This window comes from Vulcanococcus sp. DEBay_Sum29NL08_54 (genome assembly GCF_017859255.1).
GTDB lineage: Bacteria > Cyanobacteriota > Cyanobacteriia > PCC-6307 > Cyanobiaceae > Vulcanococcus.
In genome coordinates this window covers 28,757-50,968 of record NZ_JAFMNJ010000009.1, presented here as the reverse complement: position 1 = coordinate 50,968, position 22,212 = coordinate 28,757, and the positions used below count along the sequence as shown (strand labels likewise).

The following is a 22,212-nucleotide window of genomic DNA, read 5'->3' as shown; positions in this document are numbered from 1 at the left end:
CCTCCGCCAGCGACCGGAACCCAGCCGCCAGCATTGGCGGCCACCCCAAGCGCTGGTGTCCTCTGCCCAGGTGGAGCGCTGGGGTGCAGCCCTGGCGGAGCAGAAGGGCTGGGCCGTTCTGCGCCAAAGCGGCCTGGAGGAGCTGATCGAGCAGCTGAACCGCAGCAGCTTCCTGCCGCAGTTGAACCTGCAGCAGCGCCTCGACCATCTGGTGCCGGGTCTGGGACGGGATCTCTATGCGGCGACGGCCAGCCCGCTCAACAAAAAGCGCTGCGCCGTCCTGGCGGCCTTTGCCCTCTACGGCGTCAGCGCGATCGAATGGCTCGACGACGACCCCCAGCGGGTTGTGCTGGAACTGCGCCAGCGGCAGAGGACCAGCAACCACAACAACAACCGCAGGACGCGCAGCGATCAGCGCCGCACGGACCGCCAGCACCAGTCCACCGAACAGGGACGGGACCCCCGCCGCGTGGCGGCCCTCACGGTGCTGGGGTTGGAGTGGGGGGCCTCCAAACAGGCGATCAAGCAGGCCCACCGCCGGCTGGTGAAACAGCACCACCCCGATGTGGGCGGAACCGCGGAGGCGTTTCGGCGGGTGAACGACGCCTATCAGTTCCTGGTGGCCTAGTCCCCTAGGCGGTCGCCCGGCACCGCGCCGAGTTGTTGCAGCAGTTGGGTGCCGTGGCTGGCGCTCTTCCCCTCCAGCTGGGCCTCGCGAATCAGCAGGGGACAGCCGGAGCTGGCCACCACCAGTCCGGTGGAGTCGACGCACTCCAGCACGGTCCCGGGGGTGTGGCTGGACCCTTCGCCTGGATTCAGCCCCCAGCGTTCGGCCAAGGCTTTGGCCTCCGGGCTGAGTTCAGCGGTGAGACGTTTGATCAGGGGTTCAGAGGAGAGCACCTTCAGGCGCTTGCCCTTCCAGCTGCTGCTGGCGCCGGGGTAGAGCCCCATCACCTTGCGGTGGATGGCCAGGGCTGAGGCGGACCACTCGATCTGGAAATCCTCCTTGGCCAGCATCCGGGCGTAGGTCATGCCCTCCTCCGGCTGGACCCGCACGCCCAGCCGCTGCAGGCGTTCCTGTTCCGGGCCGGGTCCAGCGGCTTCGATCTGGGGCAGGGCCTCGACCAGGAGCTCGCCGGTGAGCTGCGCCAGTCGTTCGGCCAGCTGGTGGGCGTTCTCCCGCAGGCCGATGGGAATGGCGCGCTCCAGAAGTACCGGTCCGGTGTCGAGCCCCTCCTCCATCGCCATGATCCCGACGCCGGTTTCAGCGTCGCCTTCGATCAGGCTCCATTGGATCGGGCCTGCGCCACGCCAGCGGGGCAGCAGTGAGCCATGGCCGTTCCAGCAGCCCAGGGGTGGTTGCTGCAGCACCTCACGCGGGAGGATTTGGCCAAAGGCAACCACGACGTAGACATCGGCCCCCAGTTCGGCGAGTTGTCGTTGGCATTCCGGATCCTTGCGGATCCGCTCCGGGGTGAATACAGGGATGCCCAGTTCAAGTGCGCGTGCCTTCACCGGGGAAGGCATCAGTGCCTTGCCGCGTCCGCGCCTGCGGTCCGGTTGGGTGACGACACCCACCAGCTCATGTCCGCCGTTGACCAACGCGTCGAGGCTGACGGCGGCGTAGGCCGGGGTACCCCAAAAGAGGATCCGCATCGCTTGCCCTTAGGCCTCGCCGGTTATCGAGAGACCCTCCACCCAGACCATCGGGCAGAGCCCGTCGGGGGTGACCTTGGCCTCGCCCTCGAAGCCGACAATCGCGTTAAGCACCTGGCGGATATCGCCGGCCACGGTGGCGGCATCGATGGAGCGGGCTTCGCCGCCCTTGATCAACCAACCGTCGAAGGGCAGGGAGAAGGAGCCTTGGCTGGCCTTGACCCCGGCATGCAGGGCGGAGAGGGAGTCAATCCAGATGATTGGCTGATCGGCCTTGAACCGATCGAGACCGCTCTGGCCGCCGCTTGTGCCGGGGGTGGGGCCAATCTCAAACCAGTCGGGACCGACAGACACCTTGGCCCCGAGACCGGCGTGGCCGGTGGGGGCCACCCCAAAGGCCCGGGCCGTGGCCTCGGAGTGCAGGAAGTTCTTCAGTACTCCCCCCTCCAGCAGCGACAGCTTGCGGGTGGGCGTTCCCTCTCCATCGAAGTTGGAGGCGCCAATGTTGCCGGGGTGCAGGCCGTTGTCGTCGATCGAGAGGAAGGGCACCGCCAGGCTCTGGCCGATGGAGTCCTTCTGGCTGAGGCTGACCCCGTCCAGCACCGAACGGGCATTGAAGAGGTTGCTGAAGGCGCCGATCAGATCGAGGAAGGCCTCGGGACTGAGCACACAGGTGTAACGGCCGGTCTCCACCGGGGCGTAATCCAGGTGGCTGATGGTGCGCTCGGCGGCCTCGTCAATGCAGCCGGCAATGTCGAGGTCTGAGGCGCCGTAGGCCAGGCGTACGGCACCGGAACTGCGCGGTTTGCGGCCGCTCTCCTCGGCCCGGGCGTAGAGGTAGATGCTGGCGGTGGTCAGCTGCTGCTGACGGCAGGCCCCATCGCTGTTGAGGTAAATCCGTTCGCTGCTGCGCTCGGCCAGTCCGTTGTAGGGAACGGTGCTGATCGCCTGGTGGCGTCCGAGCAGATCATGCTCTGCGGCCTTGAGCTGCTCGAGCAACTTGAGGATGCCCTGGGGCTGATGCAGCGGTTGATCCAGGGCCGTCAGCGGTGCTGTGGCCAGGGGTGAGAAGGCAGGCGTCTCTTCGGCGTTCCCGAATGCCGCGGCATCCCGGGCACCGGAGAGGGCTCGCTCCAGTCCGCTTTGGGAGAGGTCCGAGGTGCTGGTGGTGCCGACCAGCCCTTCACTGTTCCAGACACGGATCGTGATCGAACTGCGCTGGGCCCCCTTGAGTTGCTTGGGTTCGCCGCGGTCGACCTGCACGGAGGTGTCGGTGCTGCAGGCCGCGCCGAGGTCCCACTGGCGGATGCCGTGCTGCTGGGCGATTCCCTCGAGCTGGCTGCGCAGCTGTTCGGCGTTGAGGCTTTGGTTGGTTTGGCTCATCTCAGCGGCCCCCCACGGTGATGGAGTCGACCTTGATGTGGGGTTGTCCGACGGTGACGAAGATGCTGCCGCTGACGGAACCGCAGAAGCCTGCGGCTAGCTCGAGGTCGTTGGCGCACATCGAGATGCGCGGCATCACTTCCTTGGCCTCGCCGATCAAGGTGGCGCCCTTCACGGGTTTGGTGAGCTTGCCGTCTTCGATCAGGTAGCCCTCCTCCACGGCGAAGTTGAACTGACCGGTGGGTCCGACACTGCCACCGCCCATGGACTTGCAGTAGAGGCCGCGGTCCACCGAGGCGATCAGGTCCTCCGGTTGATGGGGCCCCGCCGCGATGTAGGTGTTGCGCATGCGGCTGGCGGCGGCGAAGGTGTGGCTCTGGCGCCGTCCGCTGCCGGTGCGGGCATGGCCCGTGCGCAGTTCTCCAGCGCGGTCACTGAGGAAACGCTTGAGGACACCGTTCTCGATCAGCACGGTGCGTTGGGCCTCCAGTCCCTCGTCATCCATCGAGAGGGAGCCAAAGGCGCCGCCCGTCAGCCCTTCATCGATGGCGGTGACGGCTTCATGGGCGATCGTCTCGCCGACCTTCTCGGCAAAGGGGGTGGTGCCGCGCTCCACCTGGGTGGTTTCCAAGAGGTGGCCGCAGGCCTCGTGGAAGATCACTCCACCGAAGCGGTTGGCCAGCACCGCTGGCATCTGGCCGGCCTCGACGTAGTCGGCGTAGAGCATGTTGCCGGCACTCGTACAGACCTCATCGGCGGCCTGGGCGACATCCCACTGGCGCAGATCGTCTGGGCTGTCGGAGGTGCCGTAGCGGCGTCCGACGCCGGCCCGGTGATCACCATCGGCGGCCAGGACATTGAGGCCAACGGATTGATGCAGACGGATGTCCCGGCCAAAGGTGCCGTCACTGGCGGCCACCATCACTTCCTGCCAGTCCCGGGCATAGCTGCCCCGGCGGGCCTGGAGATGCTTGCCCTTCTGCTGCAGCTGGGCCGTTCCCTCCAGAAGCTTCTGGGTGCTCTCGGTCAGCTCAGGGCAGCTGCTGAGCCAGAGGTTTTTCTCCAGGGCGAAATCCCTGAGGGCCGGTAGACCTTCGAAGCCGCTGAGCCCCGTTCCGTCCAGGTCCAGTCCCAACATCCCGAGGGCTTGGGTCAGCGCCGTCGTCAGTCCGGCCTCGCTGAGGTCGTTGGTGCTGACAAAGCCGTCCCGCTGGTCCCGAAACACCCGGATGCCAGCTCCCATGCCGAAGGCCGGCGTCACGCTCGTGATGGTGTCCTGTTCGGCCAGGACACCGAGGTGATCGGTCCGCTCCAGGAAGATCTCAACGAGATCGGCGCCGGCGGCTTTGCCCATCGCCAGGAGTGATTCCAGGCGCGGGCTCCAGCGCTGATCAAAGGGGCCGAGTAACAGCTCAGCGTGGGACGGGATGGAGGCAATCACGCGGGTTGTTGACGGTTGGGCATGGATGGCAGCGGGCCATCACGGTCCTAGCAAGAAGGCCCTGGCCAAAGCGACCAGGGCCTAACCCCCTACGGGGAACTGCGAATGACGCAGGAATCAGCGAACGGCGGGCTGGTAGTTCTCGCTGCGGATGGGGTTCGTGAAGAACAGCTTGGCCATCTCGGCACCGTTGGCGACCCAGTAGGGCAGCTTGCGCAGAACCTTGAGGGGAGCTGGGGCGTTGCCTTCATCAGCAGCGCTGAGTTTGTCGTTGTTGCGCACCAGGCGCTCAAGACGCGTATAGAACTTCGGATGGTCGACGTTCAGGACCACGGGGAAGACCCGCGCGGTGGTCTCGTTGGTCTTGGCGATGACGTACTTGTCGTACTCGCGGGCATCGAGGCCGAGGGCTTCGTAGAACTCCTTGCGAGCCACGTCCCGGACGTACATCGTCGCGAACACGGCCAGCAGGAAGAAGCGACACCAGAGGCGAGCACGCAGGCCGGTGACGCTCTTGGGCTGCGCCTTCATCAGGGCATCGAAGAAGTCGCCGTGGCGGTTCTCGTCTTGGCACCAGTTCTCGAAGAAGTTGAAGATCGGGAAGATCTTGCTGTCGGGGTTCTTCTCGAGGTGGCGGAAGATGGCGATGTAGCGCCAGTAGCCGATCTTCTCGCTCAGGTAGGTGGCGTAGAAGATGTATTCGGGCTTGAAGTACGTGTAGGCCTTGTTGGCGGTGAGGAAGCCGAGGTCGAGCTGCAGACCGAAGTCGCTCATCGACTTGTTGAGGAAGCCAGCGTGGCGGGCCTCATCGCGGGCCATGTGAGCGAAGCACTCGGCCAGCAGGGGGTTGCGCTCTTTGATCCGACGGCTCAGTTCCTTGTAGAGCAGGAATCCGGAGAACTCGGAGGTGCAGCTCTGCTCGAGGAACTCGACGAAGACCTTGCGGGTCTCGGGATCGAGTTTGTCGGCGGCGCCTTCGAACTCCTCGTTGCGAACGAAGTGATGGCGGTTGTAGTCCTTGCGGAACTCCTCGCAGATGGCTTCCAGCTCATCGGCGTTGGGGCTGAGGTCCATGGCAGCCATGGCCTCGAAATCCGTGGTGTAGAACCGCGGAGTCAAGATTGTGTCCTTCACCGGATCCTTGGTGGCCGGTGCATTGGACGTGCCGATGGCTGTTGCGGCGTCAGATGAGGCAACGGCGGTGGGAGGCACCATCGGGCGGCTTGAACGGAGCAAAACCCATCGTAGGCGGCTTTGGTGCCAGCCCGTTGAAGGGCTTCATCACTCGCAGGTTTAGTTGGCCCCGAGCCATTTCTGACCATTCAGACGCTGCACCAGCCGTGAGACCAGCAGCGCCTGGGTCATTTTTTTCTCGTCAATCAAAAATGACTCCAGCAGGCTCGGTTCGCTGCCGGCTTCAGCCAGGGCGATGGTTTTGGCCGAGCTGATGGAGTCGCTGGTGAAGCAGAGCCAGAAGCGCCGCCCATTGGGGAGGCTGCCCTTCACCTGCCAACAGCTGCTGCCGACCACGGGCATGGGCCCCTGCTCAAAGCTCAGGTTGCAGTCGCTGGGGCCGCCGTAGGCCTCGATTTCCTTGGCCAGAGCCGGAATCAGCAGATTCGGGACAAACTCCGCGAAGGGCTTGTCTTCCGGGGCCGGAGGTTTCGCCGCCTTGGCTGGTTTGGCGTCTGCGGCGCTTGCTGCGGGTTGGGCGGAATCGGTCACCGGTGCAGGCCTCAATCCAGACGTTGGCTGAACTTTAGGGAGTGCTCACCACTCCTCTGAGCTGCTGCTTCCCCAATCGTCAGGATCGGGGCTGCTTGCCGCAGGTGGGGGTGTCGCGCTGGCGCTGCTTTGGCCGCGCCGGATGACGCGAAAGGGAACGGACACCGTTGGGGCGGGATCGGCGGCCCCGCGGCTGGGGCCAGCCCAGGCGGTTTGCGGGCGCTCTGGCTCAGTTTCGGCCCCCCAGTCCTCCCGCTCGGGCGCTGCTCGCCGCGGGCGCTCTTCAGCTGGCGGGCTGAATCCCGCCCAGGACTCGGGCTCAGGGCGGCGGCGAACGGAGCGGCGGGGCAGGATTTGCGGTCCTCCGCCCTGCAGAGCCAAGGCTGCCCCGGCCGCGCTGAGGCCAGCCCCCAGGCTGGATGCCCCGGCGATCCAGAGGCCCAGGGGCAGGGCGGGTGAGGTCCAGGTGAGGACGCGCACGGCCACCGCTGGCTTGGGGTTCACCGCTCCCACGACCAGGGTCGCCAGCAGTGGCGAGAGCAGCGGCAGCAGCAGGATGCGTTTCAACACAGGGGCGATGGAGTGCCTCAGGGCTGGATCGGACCGGTCCAGCGCTGCAGCTGACCGAGCTCATAACCGAGGCAATCGAACACGCGGATCACCAAAAAGTCCACCATCTCCTCCAGGGATGTCGGCTGGTGATACCAGGCGGGGGCGGGGGGGGCGATCCGCGCTCCCGCCTCCGCCAACGTGGTGAGGTTGCGCAGGTGGATCAGGTTCCAGGGGGTTTCCCGCGGACAGATCACTAGCGGCCGGCCTTCCTTGAGATGGACATCCGCGCAGCGCTCCATCAGATCGGTGGCGACCCCTGAGGCGATTCGCCCGACGGTTCCCATGGAGCAGGGAAGGATCACCATCCCGCGGGTGCGATGGCTGCCACTGGCGATGGCCACGGATTGATCATTCCAGCGGTGGCAACGCAGTTCCCCGCTGCTGCAGCCGAGGCGTTCGCGCCAGAAGGCTTCCTGGGCGGATGGCTCGCTGGGTACCCGCACACCGAGTTCGGCTTGCCAGACGCCGATCGCTCCGCGACTGACAATGAGATCCACGGATTCCCCGGCCAGAAGCAACAGCTGGAGGGCCCGCTCGGCCAGGGGTTGAGCACTGGCTCCGGAGACGGCCAGAACGATGGGCAGCGGCGCTGCCTGGGCGCTGCTGTCGCTCAACGCTCAGTCCTCGCCGTCCGCGTCAGTCTCGCTGGAGTCGTCGGGGCTGAACTCCTCGTAACCCTCGGGCAGGACCACGGCCAGATCGATCTGATGCCGCAGGACATCGACCTTTTGGATGGTGACTTCCACCTGGTCGCCCAGCATGTAGGCGCGGCGGTTCTTGCGACCCACCAGCTTGTTCTGACGGGAGCGGTACTCGTACCAGTCGTCCTTCAGGGAGCTGACGTGCACCAGGCCCTCGACGTGGGACGGGGGCACTTCCACGAAGAAGCCATAGCTCTGCACGCCGCTGATGGTTCCGGTCAGGGTTTGGCCCACAAGCGGTTCGGCTTGACGGGCCTGGGCCATGGCCAGGGCGTCGCCCTGGAGTTCGCTCACAAAGCGGCCGCGCTCGTTCAAGCGATGCAGCAGTGCTCCTGTGAGGGCTTCCTCGACGGGGGAGAGCTGGCTGGCGGTCAGCAGGGGCCAGTCGATCACCCCATGGCTTTCATCGGAGGTGATGTCGACGCGGGTTTTGTGCCGCACGGAGGGACGATCTTTCCCCTCACTCATCAACAGCACCAACAGGTGCTGGTTCCAGAGGTCGGCGTAGTGCAGGGCCGCACAGCACCAAGGGGCGTAGGCCTTGTCCTCTGCGGCCAGGGTGTTGCTGCCGGGCTCTGCACTGAGGCTGACGGGTTTCAGGGGGTCCCGCAGTTGCTGTTGCAGCACCCGGGCGCGGTCACTGGCGGCGAAGGCCACGGCCAGCTCCTGGGCGCTGGCGTTGCCATCGGCGGAGAGTTCCAGGGGGATCTCGAGGGCCAGAGCGGCTTTGGCCACGTCGTTCAGGGCCTCGGCATCGGGCGCACCATTGAGGGCATAGATCGCGGGGAGCTCCAGAGCGGCCATGTGGCGGCCTAAGGCCCGGTGAGCCTGGAGGACCATCTCCCGCAGCAAGCCGGCTGTGGAGAGGGCTGGATCCAGCTGAACCATCCAGCCCTGGCGGCGCTCATCCGGTTCGGGAATCGCTAGCTCCGCGAGCCCCTCCAGGTTGGGGATGCCCAGGTCCAGATCAATCGAGCCCTGGCTCAGGCGGTTCTGCCGGAGGGTCTGGGCCAGGGCGATCAGCTGCTCCAGCAGGGGCAGTTGATCCTTGAGCCCCTTCAGGGCGGCAGGGGTCGTGCGCGCCTTCGGTTTGCGATCGGCCAGGGCCTGCAGGGCTTTGGTGTCAACCAGCCCGTCGGCCGAGATGGTGCTGCGGCAGAAGCGGAAGTGCTCCAGCTGCCCTTCGGCGTTGAGATCGAGGGCCACCGAGAGGGCCGCAGCGGGCGTTCCGGTTTTGAAGGCCGCTGCTTTGGTGGTGGCGCTGGGCAGGTAGGGCAGCCAGCTTTCACCGACGCAGAGCGCTTCACTCCGCTCCCGCAGGAAGAGGTCCAGGGCGCTGCCAAAACCCACCCGTTCAGCAATGGCAGGGGCGTGCACCCAGAGCCGCTGGCCGTTCTCCAGGGATTCCAGGGAGACCGCTGGCAGGAGTGGCGCTTCAGCACTGCCCCAGAGCTGCAGCACCAGGGTGGGTAGAGCGCTCAGGTCATCCCGGGTCTTGAGGTCGAGGGCCTTGGCCGTGCTCTTCGGTGCGGCGGGTAGCTCCCTCAGACCGTGTTTGGTCAGCAGCAGATCCAGATCAGCCTCCGGTCCGGCATTGACCGCAAGGCTGCGGGCGACGTGGCCCTCGGGGGCGAGTTGCCCGACGGGGTAGCGATCGACCTTGACCTCCACCACGGCTTCGGTGGCGGGTTTGAGGTGCTCGCTATCTCCAGCTGGCAGGTTGATGGCCGTCAACAGACGGTCGTCCAGGGGGACCGCCACCAGGAGGTCGTTTTGCTGCTCCACCTGGGCCAGGAGGCTGGTGGTGTTGCGCTGCAGGATGCATTGCACCCCACCCTCCGGTGAGCGCCGACGCCCGCCCTCACGGGTGACCCGAACCAGGACCCGGTCACCGTTCCAGGCGTGGTTGAGCTGGTTGTCGCGGATGTAGATGTCTTCGCCACCGTCCTCGCGCAGGGCGAAGCAGAACCCTTTGCTGCTGCAGCGAAGCCGGGCTTCGATCAGGCCCTCGTCCTCGACGCGACTGATGCCCTCGTCGGCTTCCTCGAGCACCCCAGCGCGGGCGAGGGCGGTGAGGGCGATGCGCAGCTGTTCCTTGTCGGCCTTGGTGCTCAGGCCCAGTCCTTTCTCAAGCTTGCTGAGGCTGAGGGGCTCCTGCTGCGGGAGCTGCTCGATGAGGTCCGCGACCGTGAACTTCATGGCTGTTGGGGTGGGCTTCTGCGGAGCGGACAAGCCCAAATGAGGTGGTGGTTCTGCGTGCCCCAGGCATCACTTGAAGACGGCCAACGCCTTCGAGTGCTGCTGAAGCCTCACCATCCTACTCAGCGTCCTGGGCGATTTCCTCGGTTTCGTCGTCCTGGCCGGCTTTTAAGAGCAGACGGCCGCCGATCACGAGAAAACCCACTGAGGCGGCCAGCTGCAGGGCATCGGTCGGGATGACGGCGGAGAGGGACCCCCCGGCGCCTGCCCCCAGCAGGCTGGCGAGAACCAGAGCGCTGGCACTGCCGGCGAAGACGGCGCCGCTGCGGCTCGAGGTGCCGCTGATGGTGACGATCGCCAGTTGGGTCTTGTCGCCCAACTCGGCCAGGAAGACCGTCAGGAAGGTTGAGGCCAGGAGAGGGAGCTGCATGGCAATCAGGCCAGGGGGAACATGCTGACGGCGGCCTGCCGGCCGAGCCAAAGACCGAGGGCGATCATCAAGATCCCGGCCAGGCGTTCGAGTTGACCGGGGGGCAGGACCCGCGAGAGCCAGCGCCCGAGGACGACCCCCACCAGGCTGGAGCTGATCAGGGCTAGGGAGGCGCCAATAAAGACCAGGACCGGACGGCCTGATTCCGCCGAGAGCAACAGCGCAGCCAGTTGGGTCTTGTCGCCCAACTCGGCGAGGAAGACGGTGGTGAAGGTCGTCAGGAAGACCGCGCCAAAGCTGGCGGCCTTCTCCTCTTTTTTGGATTGCTGTTGCGTGGATTCCGGTTGAGGCGTGTCGCTGCTCGGGGCGGACTCAGGCATTAGGGCTGGCGATCGTTGTCTTCAGCGGGCTGGCGGATCGCCTGCTCGAAACGCTTCATCACGATGCCACGACCGCCGTGTTCGCAGCGGATCTGCTGCCGGCAACAGGCGATGGCGAAGTCGTTGGCCTCCTCGGAGGGCACGTCGAATAGCTGGGCCAGGTTTTCGACGCGGCAGAAGACCGGCCGTTCGTCGTAGATGCGGCAGGTACTGGAGCCGGTGTCGAAGTGGATGCACCAGCCGTCGGGCCCCACCATCGAGAGATAGAGCTGCTGCTGCTCCTCGTCCAGCGCGTCGAGGGCTTCATTGCGCTCCCCGGGGTCCAGGCGGCAGCAGGAGCCGCAGCCGCTGATGCAGCGCCATTGAAGGGTCTCAGCCATGGTTCATCCCCCAGGCGCTGTGACAACCCGTCACAGGAGCGATCCCTGCGGGGGCGGCGTCGGCCCGTCTGCTTTTAGGCTGCTGCAAACACGTGCAGCTCCCGAGCCGTTCTCCCATGGGAATCGACTTCCACCTGATCGCCAACTTCGCTGCCCTGTTCCTGATCACCCTGGTCGGCCCGGCCGTGATCTTCATCCTCTTCTACCGCCGCGGCGCCCTCTGATCGGAAGGGTCTTAGGCCTCCGCCTCATCGACACGCTTGGCCCCCTGGAGGTTCTCTTCAGGGGGCTTTGTTGTCTCTAGGCCGCCAGTCCCATCGCCCTGGCTGCGTCTTGAACCAGGGCTTTCACATAGGGGTGTTCCGCCTTCGGGTGATCGATCTGAAGGGCTTCCAGCCGGCCCTGCTGGGCTTCGCCCCGGAGTTCCTCCCCATCGGCGTTGCGGATCACCACGGCGTTGCCCTCCCGCCGCACCCAGTAACTGCGCTCCTGGCGTTGGAGCACCAGCGCTTCTCCGCTGCTGGGGCGGATGCCCACCACCTCGAGTTGAAGGCTCTCTTCGCCGTTCCAACGGTTGAGCCTGAGGTGATAGGCCACATCCACCTGCTTCGGCAGCAGATGGCCAACCGCTCCCCAGCGCCAGGCCATGGCCCGCACCCGCGCTTCGCCCTGGCGCAGGCTGAGCTGAAGGTGACCACCCCGCAGCTCCCGCTGTTGGCTGATCGTGCAGCCACAGCTCCAGAAGAGTGGGGTGGGATTGCCAATGCCGAAGGGCTCCAGCCGTTGCAGCTCTCGCCAGAGGGGCCGGTTGATCTGCTCCAGCTTCAGCAGGGCCTCGGGCATGACCAGCTGCAGGCCCTCCCGCTCGCGCCAGACCTGCGCCAGGTCGTTGAGCCGTTGATGCAGGGCCGTGACCCGCTCGGCCTTGACGGTGAAGCCCCCGGCGGCGGGGTGGCCACCAAACCGCTCCAGCAGATCACCGCAGGCCTGGAGGGCGGCATCGACGGCAAAGCCCTTGGGTGCCCGCACCGAGGCCCGCATCCGGCCATCCCCCTCGGCGGCCAGCAGGGCGACGGGGGCGCCGTAGTGCTCGACCAAACGGGCCGCCACGATGCCAATCACGCCGTGATGCCAATGGCTTTGGGCCAGCAGTAGGAACGGACTGCGCTGGTCTCCATCCGCTTCGGCCAGGGCCCGTGCCTCCGCCTCGATGGCATCACAGAGCTCCCGGCGTTGGCGGTTCAAGCTCTCGCATTCCCGGGCCAGTTCCAGGGCCTGCTCCGGGTCATCGGTGGTCAGCAGATCCACCACCAAGCGCGGATCCCCCAGCCGTCCGACGGCGTTGATCCGGGGGGCGAGTTGGAAGCCAACGGCACCGGCATCGATCGGCGCATCGTCGAGACCGGCCACCTGCTGCAGGGCCTGGAGCCCCGGCAGCGGACTGTCCTTGAGCCGTGGCAAGCCGTCCATCAACCAGCGGCGATTGACCCCCTGCAGCGGAGCCATGTCGGCGATGGTGCCGATGCAGAAGAGGTCCAGGGCCATGGCCAGAGCCTTGGCTGAGCGGTTGGCCTTGGCCAGGGCGCCGGCGAGGACGTAGGCCATGCCCACCCCGGCCAGGCCCCGGTAGGGGGAGTCCTCCGGGGTGCACTGCGGGTGCAGTAGGGCGCTGAGGGGCGGCCGCTCCTCGGGAATGGTGTGGTGGTCGGTGACGATGACCTCGAGGCCAAGCGCCTGGGCGCGCTCGAGGGCTTCCCGTGCGGAGACCCCGTTGTCGACGGTGACCAGCAGTCGAATGCCCTCAGCGGCCAGCTCCTCCACCATCGAGACATTCAGCCCATAGCCATCGGACTGGCGGCTGGGGATGGCCGCTTGCGGTTGCGCCCCTAACTGCTGCAGGACACCGATCAGGAGCGCCGTGCTGGTCATGCCATCGGCGTCGTAGTCGCCGCAGATCGCCAGGCGTTCGTTGGTTTTGCAGGCCTGCTTCAGGCGCTTGACCGCCAGGCCTAAGTCGGGGAAGTGGTGCTTGGGATCGGGGGCATCCGCGGGGTTCAGCAGTGCTTCGATCGCGGCAGCACTGCCAAAGCCGCGTCGGCTGAGCAGGGCAAGGATGGGCTCTGAGAGTCCCAGGGCCTGCACGTCGCCGGGGAGCTCCTCGAGGGCCACCGCAGCGGGAAGCTGCCAGTTCTGCTGCAGGCGCTGGTCGAACAAGCGTTGCTCTGGAGACTCGAGGAGCACGCTTGCGGTTCGTCAGCTTGCATTCTGAGCCGTGAGCAGGCTCTGTCCAGGCCCTGGCGTCCAGCTCCCTTAGCCTCACCCCAGCATTCGGCAGCCCCTTGGTGCGACTGGCCCCCGAGGCTCTTCTTTGGGACGTGGATGGCACCCTCGCCGAGACGGAGCTGGATGGCCACCGCCTGGCCTTCAACCGCGCCATGGCCGAGGCGGGACTGCCCTTTCACTGGGACCCATCCACCTATCTCCCGTTGCTGCGGGTCACCGGTGGCCGGGAGCGGATGGCTGTGTTTTTGGAGCAGCAGGAGGGCTGTCGCCCAAGCGATGAACGGCTAGATGCCCTGCAACGCTCCAAGCAAGCCCACTACAGCCAACTGGTCGCAGCGGGTGAGATTCAGCTCAGGCCCGGTGTCCTGCGGTTGATGGCCGCTGCCGCGGCAGCGGGTCTGCCCCAGGCCATCGTGACCACCAGTGGTCGATCGGCGGTGCAGGCCCTGCTGGAGCGTCAGCTGCCGGACCACCGGGACTGGCTGGCCTTCTGGGTGTGCGGGGAGGATGTCAGCGCCAAGAAACCGGACCCCCAGGGCTATCAACTGGCCTTGGAACGCCTGGGCTGTGCCGCCGAGGGCGTCCTGGCCCTGGAGGATTCCGGCCACGGGGTGACGGCCGCCCATCGGGCCGGTTTGACGGTTCTGGCCACCCGCAGCGCCTCCAGTTCCCATGAACCGGCGTCCCATTTCGCGGCGGCAGCGGCGCTGCTGGATGGGCTGGGGGATCCCGATGTGCCCTGCCAGGTCCTGCGCGGCCCGGCTTGCCCTGAGGGCCAGATCACGCTGTCCTATCTGCAGCGACTGTTTCCAGGCGGATGACCCGGATGCCCATTCAGGCCACCCGCTTTGATCGCCTGCAGCGCCAGGGAGCGCAGTTGCTCTGGGGCTCGTTCCAGGGCAGCTGGCGTCGCCGCAGTGCTGGCCTCCTCGCCCTGCTGTTCGGCTTCTATGCCGGCCAGAACGTCACCAGCTGGTGGCTGCAGACCATTGGTCAGCGCCCCTTGGTGGTGCTCTCGGTGGTCGTGCTGCTGGAGATGGTGGTGCGTCTGCGCACCCGAATCGTCCAGGGACGTCCGCCGTTGGGATGGCTCGTGCTCGACAACCTGAGGATCGGCCTGGTCTATGCCGTGGTCCTGGAGGCGTTCAAGCTGGGATCGTAACGATCGAATCAGTGGAGCTCTGCCGCTTCAAGTGAGGCGGCAGAGCCCGATTTGAGGCCTGCGATCAGGCGTCGTCGCCGTCTTCTTCAGCCACGGGATAGACGAAGCCCTGGGCGCGGCCGCTCAGCACAGCCTTGCCGATGGAGAGAGCCTTCTGTGCTGCCACAGCAGCCTTGCCTTTCCAGGTGGCGTGGCGCTGGTTCCGCTTGCCCTTGGACGTTTTCTTCTTGGGAACAGCCATCCCGCTTACCTAGTCAGCCAAACCAAGATCTTCCCTTGTCGTCTTTCCTTTCGTCAAATCGCTAAGCTCCAGCCAACGACAGATTGATGTGAGCAGCGGCGCGTCTCCGAGTCAGCTAGCGCAGCAGGTGCCCTCATCCCAAGCGTCCCCCGCCCCTGAGTCCAGGCGTTCAGAGCTTTGGCGCGATCTCGGCATCAGCCGCCCGGCGCCCCCCAGCTACAGCCAACTGCTGACCCAACTGCGCAGCGGCAAGGTCAAGGAACTGTTGCTCTCCCCAGGCCGCCGGGAGGTCCAGGTGACCTACGCCGATGGCAGCCGTGCTGAGGTGCCGGTCTTCAGTAACGACCAGGTGTTGCTGCGAACGGCCCAGGAAGCCCAGGTGCCGCTCACGGTTCGCGACGACCGTCAGGATCGGGCCACCGCCAGCCTGGTCTCCAACGGTCTGCTGCTGCTGCTGCTCTTCGCGGGCTTGGCTCTTTTGATTCGTCGCTCCAGCCAGGTGGCGAACCGAGCGATGGGGTTTGGCCGCAGCAAGGCGCGGATGGCGGAACCGGAAGCTGCGGTGGCTGTGCGCTTTGAGGATGTCGCCGGCATCAACGAAGCCAAGGAAGAGCTGCAAGAGGTGGTGGCCTTCCTGAAGGAGCCAGAGCGCTTTACGGCCGTCGGGGCCCGCATTCCCAAGGGGGTGCTGTTGGTGGGGCCCCCCGGCACGGGCAAAACCCTGCTGGCCAAGGCCATTGCCGGTGAAGCCGGTGTGCCCTTCTTCTCGATGGCCGCCTCGGAATTTGTCGAACTCTTTGTGGGTGTTGGCGCCAGCCGGGTGCGCGATCTGTTCCGGCAGGCCAAGGAGAAGGCTCCCTGCATCATCTTTATCGATGAGATCGATGCCGTTGGACGCCAGCGGGGCGCCGGGATCGGTGGAGGCAATGACGAGCGTGAGCAGACCCTCAACCAGCTGCTCACGGAGATGGATGGCTTCGCCGAAAACTCCGGGGTGATCCTGCTGGCGGCCACCAATCGGCCCGATGTTTTGGATGCCGCGCTGATGCGTCCCGGTCGCTTCGATCGGCGGATCCATGTGGACCTGCCGGACCGCCGCGGGCGCGAGGCGATCCTTGCGGTTCATGCCCGCTCCCGACCGCTTGAACCTGAGGTCTCCCTTTCGGATTGGGCCAGCCGGACCCCTGGGTTCTCCGGGGCTGACCTGTCGAACCTGCTCAACGAGGCGGCGATCCTGACGGCCCGGCGCGAGCGGCAGAGCATCAACGATGAGGCCATCAGCGATGCCCTTGAGCGCATCACGATGGGTCTCACGGCCGCGCCGCTTCAGGACAACGCCAAGAAGCGCCTGATTGCTTATCACGAAATTGGCCACGCCCTGCTGGCCACCCTGCTGCCGAAGTCGGATGACCTCGACAAGGTGACCCTGCTCCCCCGCTCGGGCGGAGTCGGTGGTTTTGCCCGCACGATGCCCGACGAGGAGGTCCTGGATTCGGGCCTGATCAGCAAGGCCTACCTGGAGGCGCGGATGGTGATGGCCATGGGCGGCCGTGCGGCTGAATTGGTGGTCTTCGGACCGAGCGAAATCACCCAGGGCGCCTCGAGTGACCTGGAGATGGTCAGCCGAATCGCCCGGGAGATGGTGACGCGCTATGGCTTCTCGGCCCTGGGTCCCCTATCCCTGGAGGGCGAGGGCTCAGAGGTGTTCCTCGGTCGCGATTGGTTGCGCTCAGAACCCCATCACTCCCAGAAAACCGGGAACCGCATTGACGCCGAGGTGCAGCAGCTGGCCCGCCGCGCCCTCAGCCAGGCGGTCTCCTTGCTGGAGTGCCGCCGGGAACTGATGGACGAGTTGGTCAATCTGCTGATCGAGCGCGAAACCATCGAGGGGCCTGAGTTCCGCGCCGTGGTCGAGCGCGCCGGCGAGCTAGGCGAAGCGAATATCGAGGCTGCGCAGGTAGGTCTGTAGGCCGGCGTCCTGAATCGGCAGCAGGTAGGCGGGCTGACCGCTTCCATTCACATGGGAATGCCAGTAGCCCGGTGGGGTGATGAAGGCACCACCGGCCTGCCAGTCGATCCGCTCGGGATTGCGGATGGTGCCATCGGCGTTGAGGTCGGTGCCCACCAGGGTGTAGACCCCAGGCTGGCAATCGATGATCAGATCCAGGGCCACCGATTGATGGCGGTGGGGCGCTTGGGTTGCCCCGTCAGGAACGATGCCGTACATCGCCCAGAGCACATGGGTGACCGTGCGGGTGCTGGGTAGATCGCGGTTGGCCAGCAGCAGGCTGATGCGGTTGCTGCTCGCGCTCCCCGGTTGCTGAGCCAGTTTGAGCAGCTCAGAGCGCAGCCATTCGGCGCGGTAGTGGGTGGCTTCGAAGCGCGGCTGGCTGGGCACGACCCCCAGGTAGCTCAGTAGGGGGGCGTCATGCACCCAGTAGAGAACGCTGGTGCTGCTGGCCTCAAGCAGCGGGGTGCCGCCTGAGGGCAGCACGAACAGATCGCCTTCGCTCCAGTGGATGCTGGTGTCCTGCTCGGCCTCACGGCCATGGCAGACGCCCGTGCCGGAGAGCACAAAGAAGAGGGAACTGGTGGCGCTTGCCGCGGCACGGACGCCCTCTCCAGCTTCGATGCGGATGAAGTGGGCTGCGAGGCCGGGGCTGGTGGCTGGGCCGGTGGTGCCTAATTCAGCGCTGAGGTCCAGCGGAATGATTCCACTGGGACCGCTGCCGTGGAGTTCAGGCCCCCAGCTGCGATAGGGGATCGGTTCGGTGAGACCCCTGCGGATCGGATTGGCCGCCTGTCGGTAATCAAACAGCAGGGCCTTGTCGGCCACAGGCGAGTTTTGGTTGGCCTCAGCCTGGACGCTGAGCCGAAGATCCGCTGATGGACGATCGGGGGTTTGAGTCATCGGGTGACACCAGGTCCAGGGAGAGGTGGCTCTGGGGCGAGCCTGCATGCATGAGTGGCTGGCTGCTGCAGGAATCGCTACAGCGCAGGATCAGCCCCCAGCGACGGCGGGAACGATGCTGACTTCGTCCCCATCCTTGAGGGGGGTGGTTTGGTTCTCGAGGAAGCGAATATCCTCGCTGTTCACGTAAACGTTCAGGAAGCGGCGCAGTTTGCCGGCCTCATCACAGAGGCGTCCCTTGAGACCGGGGTAACGGCCATCGAGCGCGTCAATCAGGCCATCGACGCTGGAGGCGTCCAGGGAGACGCTGGCCTCATCGTTGGTGAACTTCTGAAGGGGGGTCGGGATCAGGACCTGAACGGGCATGGCGGGGAGTGGAAGGGTGTGGACTGGCGGTCGGTCGTGATCAGGCCTGCGCTTGATCGGCCTGGGCTTGCTTCCAAGCGGTGTTGAAGGCGTCGAGTTGTGCCTCGATCGTGTAGGGCTTGCCAATGGCATCCACCACGGCCTCGGTGGTTTTGAGGCCGTTGCCAGTGATGTAGGCCACGGTGCGCTCTTCAGGGTTGATCTTGCCCTGCTCCACCAGCTTCTTCAGGACGGCGATGGTGGTGCCGCCTGCGGTTTCGGTGAAGACGCCCTCGGTTTCAGCCAGGAGCTTGATGCCTTCAACGATCTCGGTGTCGTTGACGTCGGTGATGTTGCCGCCCGTGCGGTTGGCAATGTCAATGGCATAGGGGCCATCGGCCGGGTTGCCGATGGCGATCGACTTGGCGATGGTGTTGGGCTTCACCGGGGTGATGAAGTCGCGGCCCTCGCGGAAGGCGGTGGCGATGGGGTTGCAACCCTCGGCCTGGGCGCCGCTGAAGCGCACGGCCTTCTCCTCCACCAGTCCGCACTTGATGAATTCGTCGAATCCCTTGCGGATCTTCGTGAAGAGGGAGCCGGAGGCCAGGGGCGCGACGATGTGGTCGGGCAGTTCCCAGCCCAACTGCTCGATCACTTCGTAGCCGAGGGTCTTGGAGCCTTCGGAGTAGTAGGGGCGCAGGTTGATGTTGACGAAGCCCCAGCCGTAGGTGTTGGCCACCTCGGAGCAGAGGCGATTCACCTGGTCGTAGTTGCCCTTCACCGCCATCAGGGTGGGGTTGTAGATCAAGGTGCCCAGCACCTTGCCCAGCTCCAGGTCGCTGGGGATGAAGACGCAGCACTCCAGTCCGGCGTGGGCGGCAATGGCGGCGGTGGAGTTGGCGAGGTTGCCGGTGGAGGCGCAGCTGACGGTCTTAAAGCCCAGCTCGCGGGCACGGGTCAGGGCCACTGAAACCACCCGGTCCTTGAAGGACAGGGTCGGCATGTTGACGCCGTCGTTCTTGATATAGAGGCTCTTGAGGCCCAGGCGCTTGGCCAGGTTGTCGGCCTTCAGCAGGGGGGTGAAGCCGGTGCCGACATCGATCGGATCCCCTTCGATCGGCAGGAAATCGCGGTAGCGCCAGATGGAGGCCGGACCGGCTTCGATGGTGGCGCGGCTGACACGGTTGCGGATCGCCTCGTAGTCGTAGACCACCTCGAGGGGACCGAAGCAGACGTCCTCACAGACGTGACGTGCCCCAGGGTCATAGGCCTGGCCGCATTCCTTGCAGCGCAGTCCGGTGAAGGTCGGCCCAACGCTGGAGCGGGAAAGGGTTGCGGTCAAGTTCAGATCCTGAACGTTGGGACGAAATTAGCAGCGCCAATTCACCGGCAGGTTTAAACCCGACCCGCAGGATCGGGTATCTCCAGGTTTGTCTTGAGATCCCCCGTGGCGGCTTGACCGGCCGGTTGTGCTGCCTAGTCTCGGCCAGGGATCGGCTCGGCTTGTGCAGGTATCGGTTCAAGGCCTCAAGCGGCTGTTGCGCTGGCTGGCCAGTGCTGCCCTGGTGCTGGGTTTGTTGGTGCTTCTGCCGCGCCTGGTGATCGAGGCGCAGTGGTTTGCGCAGTTCGATGCCCTCACGGTGGTGCTGCGCCGCTGGTTGTTTCAGTGCCTGGCCTTTGCTCTGGTCCTGGGGTTGGGTCTGCCGCTCCAGCTGCAGCAGCTGCGCCGCTGTTGGCGCCTGAGGCAGGAGGCCCCGCGCAAGCAGCTGCGGGAACGCCCCTTGGCGCCCCTCGCCAGCGGTCCGCTGGTGGCGGTCTTGACCGGCCTGCTCCTGCTGCTGGTGATGGGCCTGAGCTATCTCTTCCTGCAGGCCCGGGGCCTGATCCTGGATCCCTTTGGCGGTGAGGTCATCACCGGCCTCTCGGTCCTGGCGGATCTGCCGCCAGCACTGGTGCTTGGCCTGGCGGTGGTCCTGCTCCCCTGTCTGCTGCGGTGGCCCTACAGCACCCTGCGGATCAGCCTGGCGGCCGCCCTGGCCGGCTCGGCCACGGCCTGCGCCCGTGGTTGGAGCCTCTGGCTGCCGGGTCTGCTGGCCGTTCCCTTTGGCGAGGCCGACCCGCTGACGGGCTTTGACCTGAGCTTCACGGTGCTGCGCCTGCCGGCCCTGCACCTGCTGGTCAGCCTGGTGATCGCCCAGGTCCTGATTGGTTTTGTCGGCTGCCTCTGGCTGACTTTCTCGGAAGGGACCTCACTCACCGATCTGCGCTTTCCAGGGTTGAGCCGCGAGCAGCAACGGGTGCTGCAACCGCAGTTGGCGGTCTTGGCCCTGATGGCGGCCCTGAGTTACGGCCTCAGTCCCTTTGACCTGATGGTCGAAGGCAGTGGGGTGGCTTCGGGGGCTGGCTTTGTTGACCTGCACATTCGTCTTCCCCTGCGGCTGCTGTTGGCCCTGCTGCTGTTGATGAGTGGCCTGGGACTGCTGGTGCCGGTGCCCCGGTCCTGGTTTCGCCGCGCGGCGATGTTGCCCCTGCTGGTGTCCGCCTGCCTGCTGCCGATCGTGGAATGGGGTCTGGCGCCCCTGGTGCAGCGGGTCTGGGTGCAGCCCCGGGAGCTGCAACTGGAGACCCCCTATCTCAGGCGCGCCATTGCGGCGACGCGCCGGGCCTTTGGCCTCGAGGCCGTGCGGGAGCTGGATCTCGAGCCCAAACAGCAGCTCAGCGCCGCCGATCTCAAGAGCGCCGAGGGCACCTTGGCCAACGTGCGGCTCTGGGACAGCGGGCCCCTGCTGGAGGCCAATCGCCAGCTGCAGCAACTGCGGCTCTATTACGACTTCCCCTCCGCGGCCGTCGATCGCTATCCGCTGAATGCCGACGCCAGCGCGCTGGGCTCCCAGCAGGTCCTGATCGCTGCCCGGGAACTGGATTCCTCGGCGCTGGCCAAGGGCTCCCGCACTTGGCTCAACCGCCATCTGGTCTTCACCCATGGCTACGGCTTCACGGTCTCGCCGGTGAACGTCTCCGGCAGCGATGGGCTGCCGCTGTATTTCGTCAAGGACCTGGGCCGCAGCGGCCGGGTTCAGGCCCTGCCCCAGCTCGGTCAGAGCCAGAAGCGCGTGGAGCAGTTCCTGCCGGTGGGACGCCCGCGGCTCTACTTCGCCTCCGCTCCCGCTCCCTACGCGATTGCCCCCTCCCAGGTGCGGGAGTTCGACTACCCCGAGGGCGATCTCAACGTCTATTCCCACTACGACGGCCAGGCGGGGGTGCCAATCCACGGGCCCCTGGATCGCCTGATGGCGGCGATCTACCTGAATGAGGTGCGGCTGCTCTTCACCGGCTCCCTGACCCCCTCCTCCCGCCTGCTGGTGCGCCGGCAGGTGAACGAGCGTCTGCAGGCCCTGGCTCCGTTCCTGCGTTTTGAGAGCAAGCCCTATCTGGTGACGGCCCGCGTCGAGGACGACCCCGATTACAGGCCCGAGCACCACCAGTACTGGATGCTCGACGGCTTCACCGAGAGCCGCAGCTACCCCTATTCAGACGCCAACCCCGATGGCATTCGCTACTTCCGCAATCCCGTTAAGGCGGTGGTCAATGCCTACAACGGCGATGTCTGGCTCTATGTGAACGATCCGAACGACCCGGTGCTGCGGACCTGGCAGAAGGTCTTCCCGGATCTCTTCCGTCCCCTCTCAGCGATGCCCAAGGCCTTGCTGGCCCACATCCAGGTCCCCAAGAGTCAGTTCAACATCCAGGCCGAGCGCCTGCTGCGCTACCACGTCACCGACGTGCGCACCTTCTACAACGGTGATGACGTCTGGGCCCTGCCGCTGGAGATCTACGGCGATGCCTCGGCTCCCGTCCGTCCGTATCACGTGACGATGCAGCTGCCCGGTGAGCAGCGTCCTGAGTTTGTGCTGCTGCTGCCCTTCACGCCTCTGAAGCGCCCGAACATGGTGGGCTGGCTGGCGGCCCGCAACGACACCCCCAATTACGGCGAGCTGTTTTTGGTGCGCTTCCCCCAGCAGCGTCTGCTTCTGGGACCTCAGCAGATCTCGGCCCTGATCGAGCAGGACCCGGCCATCAGCTATCAATTTGGCCTCTGGAATCGCGTCGGCTCCCGCCTGCTGCGGGGCAATTTGTTGGCGATGCCCGTTGGCCAGGGCTTGCTCTATGTCGAGCCGATCTATCTGCAGAGCAACAACAACGCCCTGCCCACCCTGGTGCGTGTTGTGGTCACCGACGGGAGACGCTTTGTGATGGAGCCCACCTTTGATGAGGCCCTGGCGCGCCTGGTGTCGGTCCAACCCAATGGGGGCATGCGCGCCTTGACCCTGCCCCAGCCGGTCCTTCCCTAATTCGAGGACAA

22 protein-coding genes are annotated in these 22,212 nt (G+C 65.8%); 6 read left to right on the top strand and 16 right to left on the bottom strand.

What is annotated here, in order from left to right:
• The coding region (locus tag QZ186_RS05085) for a J domain-containing protein (RefSeq protein ID WP_296416065.1) at window positions 1-628 on the top strand (628 nt) is incomplete at its 5' end.
• Here the strand turns inward: QZ186_RS05085 and fmt are convergent.
• The 11 genes from fmt to QZ186_RS05030 all read right to left on the bottom strand — a co-directional run bounded on the left by fmt (window position 625) and on the right by QZ186_RS05030 (window position 10,907).
• Window positions 625-1,656 (bottom strand): methionyl-tRNA formyltransferase, encoded by a 1,032-nt coding sequence (fmt, locus tag QZ186_RS05080; RefSeq protein ID WP_296416064.1) that lies wholly within the window; start codon window positions 1,654-1,656, stop codon window positions 625-627. The two genes, QZ186_RS05085 and fmt, sit on opposite strands and share 4 nt — an antisense overlap.
• 9 nt (window positions 1,657-1,665) lie before the next feature.
• Window positions 1,666-3,039 (bottom strand): TldD/PmbA family protein, encoded by a 1,374-nt coding sequence (locus QZ186_RS05075; RefSeq protein WP_296416063.1) that lies wholly within the window; start codon window positions 3,037-3,039, stop codon window positions 1,666-1,668.
• 1 nt (window position 3,040) lies between these two features.
• A complete protein-coding gene (locus QZ186_RS05070; protein WP_083797941.1) occupies window positions 3,041-4,393 on the bottom strand; it encodes a TldD/PmbA family protein in 1,353 nt (450 codons plus the stop codon).
• A 204-nt stretch (window positions 4,394-4,597) separates the two neighbouring features.
• A complete protein-coding gene (gene acsF / locus QZ186_RS05065; RefSeq protein ID WP_296416062.1) occupies window positions 4,598-5,695 on the bottom strand; it encodes a magnesium-protoporphyrin IX monomethyl ester (oxidative) cyclase in 1,098 nt (365 codons plus the stop codon).
• Between the two features lie 78 nt (window positions 5,696-5,773).
• Window positions 5,774-6,205 (bottom strand): DUF2996 domain-containing protein, encoded by a 432-nt coding sequence (locus QZ186_RS05060; protein WP_010317487.1) that lies wholly within the window; start codon window positions 6,203-6,205, stop codon window positions 5,774-5,776.
• A gap of 45 nt (window positions 6,206-6,250) precedes the next feature.
• Window positions 6,251-6,772: a hypothetical protein gene (locus tag QZ186_RS05055; RefSeq protein WP_050778488.1), complete on the bottom strand. Its 522-nt coding sequence runs from the start codon at window positions 6,770-6,772 to the stop codon at window positions 6,251-6,253.
• Window positions 6,773-6,792: 20 nt separating this feature from the next.
• On the bottom strand, window positions 6,793-7,431 hold the full coding sequence (locus QZ186_RS05050; RefSeq protein ID WP_247478755.1) for a flavin prenyltransferase UbiX: 639 nt from the start codon (window positions 7,429-7,431) through the stop codon (window positions 6,793-6,795).
• A gap of 3 nt (window positions 7,432-7,434) precedes the next feature.
• Window positions 7,435-9,717 carry an RNB domain-containing ribonuclease gene (locus QZ186_RS05045; RefSeq protein ID WP_296416061.1) on the bottom strand — a complete coding sequence of 761 codons (2,283 nt, stop codon included), beginning with the start codon at window positions 9,715-9,717 and terminating at the stop codon, window positions 7,435-7,437.
• Window positions 9,718-9,835: 118 nt separating this feature from the next.
• Window positions 9,836-10,147: a TMEM165/GDT1 family protein gene (locus tag QZ186_RS05040; protein WP_010317480.1), complete on the bottom strand. Its 312-nt coding sequence runs from the start codon at window positions 10,145-10,147 to the stop codon at window positions 9,836-9,838.
• A 5-nt stretch (window positions 10,148-10,152) separates the two neighbouring features.
• The gene (locus tag QZ186_RS05035; RefSeq protein ID WP_010317478.1) at window positions 10,153-10,527 is read right to left on the bottom strand and encodes a TMEM165/GDT1 family protein; all 375 of its coding nucleotides are present in this window, start codon (window positions 10,525-10,527) and stop codon (window positions 10,153-10,155) included.
• A complete protein-coding gene (locus tag QZ186_RS05030; RefSeq protein ID WP_010317476.1) occupies window positions 10,527-10,907 on the bottom strand; it encodes a YkgJ family cysteine cluster protein in 381 nt (126 codons plus the stop codon). Before QZ186_RS05030 ends, QZ186_RS05035 begins: the two co-directional genes overlap by 1 nt.
• Before the next feature lie 116 nt (window positions 10,908-11,023).
• On the opposite strand from QZ186_RS05030, the gene QZ186_RS05025 reads away from it, so the two are divergent.
• Window positions 11,024-11,131 (top strand): photosystem II reaction center protein Ycf12, encoded by a 108-nt coding sequence (locus QZ186_RS05025; RefSeq protein WP_010317475.1) that lies wholly within the window; start codon window positions 11,024-11,026, stop codon window positions 11,129-11,131.
• A gap of 76 nt (window positions 11,132-11,207) precedes the next feature.
• Here QZ186_RS05025 and recJ read toward each other — a convergent pair whose 3' ends face one another.
• Window positions 11,208-13,148 carry a single-stranded-DNA-specific exonuclease RecJ gene (recJ, locus tag QZ186_RS05020; RefSeq protein ID WP_296416060.1) on the bottom strand — a complete coding sequence of 647 codons (1,941 nt, stop codon included), beginning with the start codon at window positions 13,146-13,148 and terminating at the stop codon, window positions 11,208-11,210.
• A 101-nt stretch (window positions 13,149-13,249) separates the two neighbouring features.
• Between recJ and QZ186_RS05015 the strand changes: the two genes are divergently transcribed.
• Complete coding sequence (locus QZ186_RS05015) at window positions 13,250-14,011, top strand: HAD-IA family hydrolase (RefSeq protein WP_296416083.1); 762 nt, start codon at window positions 13,250-13,252, stop codon at window positions 14,009-14,011.
• Window positions 14,012-14,016: 5 nt separating this feature from the next.
• On the top strand, window positions 14,017-14,352 hold the full coding sequence (locus tag QZ186_RS05010; protein ID WP_029626346.1) for a DUF565 domain-containing protein: 336 nt from the start codon (window positions 14,017-14,019) through the stop codon (window positions 14,350-14,352).
• A gap of 64 nt (window positions 14,353-14,416) precedes the next feature.
• On the opposite strand, the gene rpmF is transcribed toward QZ186_RS05010, so the two are convergent.
• Complete coding sequence (gene rpmF / locus QZ186_RS05005) at window positions 14,417-14,593, bottom strand: 50S ribosomal protein L32 (RefSeq protein WP_010317471.1); 177 nt, start codon at window positions 14,591-14,593, stop codon at window positions 14,417-14,419.
• 193 nt (window positions 14,594-14,786) lie between these two features.
• On the opposite strand from rpmF, the gene ftsH reads away from it, so the two are divergent.
• Window positions 14,787-16,562 (top strand): ATP-dependent zinc metalloprotease FtsH, encoded by a 1,776-nt coding sequence (ftsH, locus tag QZ186_RS05000; RefSeq protein WP_296416082.1) that lies wholly within the window; start codon window positions 14,787-14,789, stop codon window positions 16,560-16,562.
• Here the strand turns inward: ftsH and QZ186_RS04995 are convergent.
• The 3 genes from QZ186_RS04995 to thrC form a co-directional block, all read right to left on the bottom strand.
• Window positions 16,521-17,504 (bottom strand): cupin, encoded by a 984-nt coding sequence (locus QZ186_RS04995; RefSeq protein ID WP_247478735.1) that lies wholly within the window; start codon window positions 17,502-17,504, stop codon window positions 16,521-16,523. The two genes, ftsH and QZ186_RS04995, sit on opposite strands and share 42 nt — an antisense overlap.
• A gap of 90 nt (window positions 17,505-17,594) precedes the next feature.
• Window positions 17,595-17,870, bottom strand: a complete 276-nt coding sequence (locus QZ186_RS04990; RefSeq protein ID WP_010317466.1) for a MoaD/ThiS family protein — start codon at window positions 17,868-17,870, stop codon at window positions 17,595-17,597.
• Between the two features lie 40 nt (window positions 17,871-17,910).
• Window positions 17,911-19,191: a threonine synthase gene (thrC, locus tag QZ186_RS04985; protein ID WP_296416059.1), complete on the bottom strand. Its 1,281-nt coding sequence runs from the start codon at window positions 19,189-19,191 to the stop codon at window positions 17,911-17,913.
• Between the two features lie 163 nt (window positions 19,192-19,354).
• Between thrC and QZ186_RS04980 the strand changes: the two genes are divergently transcribed.
• Window positions 19,355-22,201: a UPF0182 family protein gene (locus QZ186_RS04980; protein WP_296416058.1), complete on the top strand. Its 2,847-nt coding sequence runs from the start codon at window positions 19,355-19,357 to the stop codon at window positions 22,199-22,201.
• Window positions 22,202-22,212 lie beyond the last annotated feature (11 nt).

Bases quoted from the DNA above. Each gene is read 5' to 3' on its own strand.
- fmt (WP_296416064.1), bottom strand. From the start codon at position 1,656: ATGCGGATCCTCTTTTGGGGTACCCCGGCCTACGCCGCCGTCAGCCTC.
- QZ186_RS05075 (WP_296416063.1), bottom strand. From the start codon at position 3,039: ATGAGCCAAACCAACCAAAGCCTCAACGCCGAACAGCTGCGCAGCCAG.
- QZ186_RS05070 (WP_083797941.1), bottom strand. From the start codon at position 4,393: ATGGGCAAAGCCGCCGGCGCCGATCTCGTTGAGATCTTCCTGGAGCGG.
- acsF (WP_296416062.1), bottom strand. From the start codon at position 5,695: ATGGTGCCTCCCACCGCCGTTGCCTCATCTGACGCCGCAACAGCCATC.
- QZ186_RS05045 (WP_296416061.1), bottom strand. From the start codon at position 9,717: ATGAAGTTCACGGTCGCGGACCTCATCGAGCAGCTCCCGCAGCAGGAG.
- QZ186_RS05040 (WP_010317480.1), bottom strand. From the start codon at position 10,147: ATGCAGCTCCCTCTCCTGGCCTCAACCTTCCTGACGGTCTTCCTGGCC.
- QZ186_RS05035 (WP_010317478.1), bottom strand. From the start codon at position 10,527: ATGCCTGAGTCCGCCCCGAGCAGCGACACGCCTCAACCGGAATCCACG.
- QZ186_RS05030 (WP_010317476.1), bottom strand. From the start codon at position 10,907: ATGGCTGAGACCCTTCAATGGCGCTGCATCAGCGGCTGCGGCTCCTGC.
- QZ186_RS05025 (WP_010317475.1), top strand. From the start codon at position 11,024: ATGGGAATCGACTTCCACCTGATCGCCAACTTCGCTGCCCTGTTCCTG.
- QZ186_RS05010 (WP_029626346.1), top strand. From the start codon at position 14,017: ATGCCCATTCAGGCCACCCGCTTTGATCGCCTGCAGCGCCAGGGAGCG.
- rpmF (WP_010317471.1), bottom strand. From the start codon at position 14,593: ATGGCTGTTCCCAAGAAGAAAACGTCCAAGGGCAAGCGGAACCAGCGC.
- QZ186_RS04995 (WP_247478735.1), bottom strand. From the start codon at position 17,504: ATGACTCAAACCCCCGATCGTCCATCAGCGGATCTTCGGCTCAGCGTC.
- QZ186_RS04990 (WP_010317466.1), bottom strand. From the start codon at position 17,870: ATGCCCGTTCAGGTCCTGATCCCGACCCCCCTTCAGAAGTTCACCAAC.